This window comes from Clostridium sp. UBA1652, from assembly GCF_002320975.1.
In the GTDB taxonomy this organism is placed as follows: domain Bacteria; phylum Bacillota; class Clostridia; order Clostridiales; family Clostridiaceae; genus Clostridium_T; species Clostridium_T intestinale.
The window spans coordinates 1-2737 of sequence record NZ_DCLI01000029.1 but is presented as its reverse complement, the minus strand read 5'-3'; the positions used below and the strand labels follow the sequence as shown (position 1 = coordinate 2737).

General features: G+C 31.4%; 4 protein-coding genes. 1 reads left to right on the top strand and 3 read right to left on the bottom strand.

Going from position 1 to position 2737, the window contains the following annotated elements; genetic code table 11:
• Positions 1 to 61 precede the first annotated feature (61 nt).
• The 3 genes from B3N22_RS04545 to B3N22_RS04535 all read right to left on the bottom strand — a co-directional run bounded on the left by B3N22_RS04545 (position 62) and on the right by B3N22_RS04535 (position 1910).
• A complete protein-coding gene (locus B3N22_RS04545) occupies positions 62 to 472 on the bottom strand; it encodes a hypothetical protein (protein ID WP_172860102.1) in 411 nt (136 codons plus the stop codon).
• A 246-nt stretch (positions 473 to 718) separates the two neighbouring features.
• A complete protein-coding gene (locus B3N22_RS04540) occupies positions 719 to 1432 on the bottom strand; it encodes a phospholipase A2 family protein (protein WP_286905188.1) in 714 nt (237 codons plus the stop codon).
• 181 nt (positions 1433 to 1613) lie between these two features.
• The gene (locus B3N22_RS04535) at positions 1614 to 1910 is read right to left on the bottom strand and encodes a hypothetical protein (protein WP_172860104.1); all 297 of its coding nucleotides are present in this window, start codon (positions 1908 to 1910) and stop codon (positions 1614 to 1616) included.
• A gap of 297 nt (positions 1911 to 2207) precedes the next feature.
• Here B3N22_RS04535 and B3N22_RS04530 point away from each other — a divergent pair, with 297 nt between their 5' ends.
• Positions 2208 to 2450, top strand: a complete 243-nt coding sequence (locus B3N22_RS04530) for a glutaredoxin family protein (RefSeq protein WP_172860105.1) — start codon at positions 2208 to 2210, stop codon at positions 2448 to 2450.
• Positions 2451 to 2737: the final 287 nt, after the last annotated feature.

Genomic DNA, 2737 nt, shown 5'->3' with positions numbered 1-2737 from the left:
CTTGTGGAAGAAAATATAGTGCCTTTCTCCACAAGCTGAGAACAGATATCCTGTTCTCTTATTAGCTTTTACATAGCTTTGTTTTAGTTCCATTACAACCTTCATTTACAATTGAGGTACATACTTCCGTACAAGTAGTAGCATTGAAAATAGCACCGATTACAGGTATCTCCCGAAGCGCTAAACAAGCTGCTTTACATATTATACTTCCTCCCGCTTTACATAAAACATCAATGCTGATTTCACAAAAGGAAGATTGAGTAACTAAATCGGCTTTTTCCTTAAATAGTGTGGTTTTAATTATTCGAGATATCCCGTTTTCTTGAATTTCTAAAAATATTTGATGATTTTCATCCCAATACGCTTTAACTGTATTAATGTTCTCCTCACGTCCCCCATCCACTACTTTGGAGGTAATAACTGTTACACCATCCATTCCTTTTTCTGCAATTGAGTAATTGATTTTATGCATTGTTAAATCTCCTCCTATTAATAGTGAAAAGACAAAGGCAAAAACAAACCGAACTCTTTCTGAAACAAAGCACTTTTGAGGTTAGAGTCGGTTTTCTATTATTGTAGTTGCATAAATTCTTTTGATTGGACTAGCCGAAAGAATTTTTCATTTAGATTGTCGTCATGCCCGTTACATCAAAAAGAACCAACCATTTAGTTGATTCTTTTTCGACACAAAACCTATTTTAACTTTTTTAAGTTAGAGTTATTTACATCTTCCGCCCGTAGCCATTTTAGCTTTGAAAGCAATCGAAATCAGACCAGCTGCTCTAGTACCCTTTCCAGATACACATTTAATTAAGTTTCTGTCACATGCACAGCGATCAGGGTATGATTTGAAAGATCCATAGCAATAATCGTGTGTTCTACAGCAAGTATCAGTGCTATTAACTGGTGTTCCACTACCACAATTAGCTCCGCACCAGTTATAAGGAAGCGGAAAATTTGGAGTACCACCTGGATATAGTGCCTCTTTAATGATACAGCAACCATTACCTACGCAAGGTAATGAATCATACCAAGCATTTGTTGTTAGCTGACCCTCTTCATTTAAGTTAGCATTTGATTGCAATTCATTAATGATTTCTAACAGTTGAGGATTGTCCAAAGCATTTCGATTCATTTCTTCAGTGATATCTTTAATAATCTCACCACCTAAATTAGAAACAAATCTTATTAAAACTGTGTCTTTCTCAGGTACATTTTCAATTAGTGAAAAAACTTTAACATTAAATAAAGATATATCTTGAGGGAGTGTATTGATCTCAATCCTTGTATCTTTATCTAATTTTATATTCTGCAAATGGACAGTCTCTGATTCACCATCATTAAGATAAAACTTCGTATCTACTCCATTTTGAGAATACGGTTCAACATTAAACAATGAACCTTTTCCAACATACTCCAATGTCTCTTTCACAATTTTTTGCTGGTCAGCATCTAACCAATTAAGGCTAGAATTTGAACTTTCTTTAAATGTAATACGATCGAATTCTTCCATTCCTTCTCTCATCTTTCCATCTCCTCTTCATAATTTACTTACACTTTATAAAGAGAATGAAAACGGAAATTATAAACCACCTAAAAATAAAAAAAAGGATTTAAGGTGTCTTAAATCCCATGCTCAACAATATTATAAAAGCTGCCACTAATAAAGATATTACATTAAAGATTAATAATAATATTCTACTATTACCTTTAGACAATAACGCAAAAATCAAACCTAATATTCCATAAAAAAGTGTCATTATTAAGCTAATAGAAGGATCGATATTTAGAGTAACAATGCGATAGACAACTGGATTGTCAAAGAAAAAAACTAGTGAAAGATAAGGTGCTATACATAAAATCATAAATATACTAGATAAAATAATATACAACTTATTATACTTGAGCATAAAACCCTCCTAACCTATTATTGTGTTTGATTGAATTTCTAATCGATAAATTTAATTCCATTATATGTTACATCTAAAAATAACACCAATAAGTTATAAAAAATATCAATTATCATATCCTATTTTTTTAACTAAAATCAATTTATAATATATTGTTACTGAAAATTTAGATAAAATTCGTTTGGATGTATGCATTCTTTTATCCAATCATAATTATAAAAAAATTATATAGAAGGTTTATAAAAATTGATTACATTCACTTTATTATAAGTAAACAAATTATAGGGGGATGATTGAATGAAAAAGGTCATTGTATACTCTGCAGATTTTTGTGGTTATTGTACTAAAACAAAAGAGTGGTTAACGCATAAAGGAGTACCGTTTACTGCGCTAGATGTAACTAAACCCGAAATACAAGAGGAATTCAGTAGATATAATATCCCTGGAATTCCGTTAATCTTTATTACTGATGAAGAAACTGGAAATACTGAACAGATTAGGGGTTTTAATATTGAAAAACTAACAGCTGCTCTATTTTAAAGCCGATATCTTTCGGCTTTTTTATTTAAAAAAGTATATACCGGTTGTTAGAAACAAGATACTTCATTCATTTTTGGAATTCAAGGGGGAAATTATGGCAAGTTTTTCGAGGTGTCTTATTTGGGGATCATAACGGTATTTTTTAAATATCATAAGATTTCAATGTTTTTTCAATCTACGCGTTAAGCTTCACTTTTAAATAGTTGATCATAAGACTAGGGGCTGTCCGAAAAGTCCCTAAAATAAGGCAAGAGGAGAAAAAGGCTCGTTTTTCTCCTCTTGCTTTT

Bases quoted from the DNA above. Each gene is read 5' to 3' on its own strand.
- B3N22_RS04545 (WP_172860102.1), bottom strand. From the start codon at position 472: ATGCATAAAATCAATTACTCAATTGCAGAAAAAGGAATGGATGGTGTA.
- B3N22_RS04535 (WP_172860104.1), bottom strand. From the start codon at position 1,910: ATGCTCAAGTATAATAAGTTGTATATTATTTTATCTAGTATATTTATG.
- B3N22_RS04530 (WP_172860105.1), top strand. From the start codon at position 2,208: ATGAAAAAGGTCATTGTATACTCTGCAGATTTTTGTGGTTATTGTACT.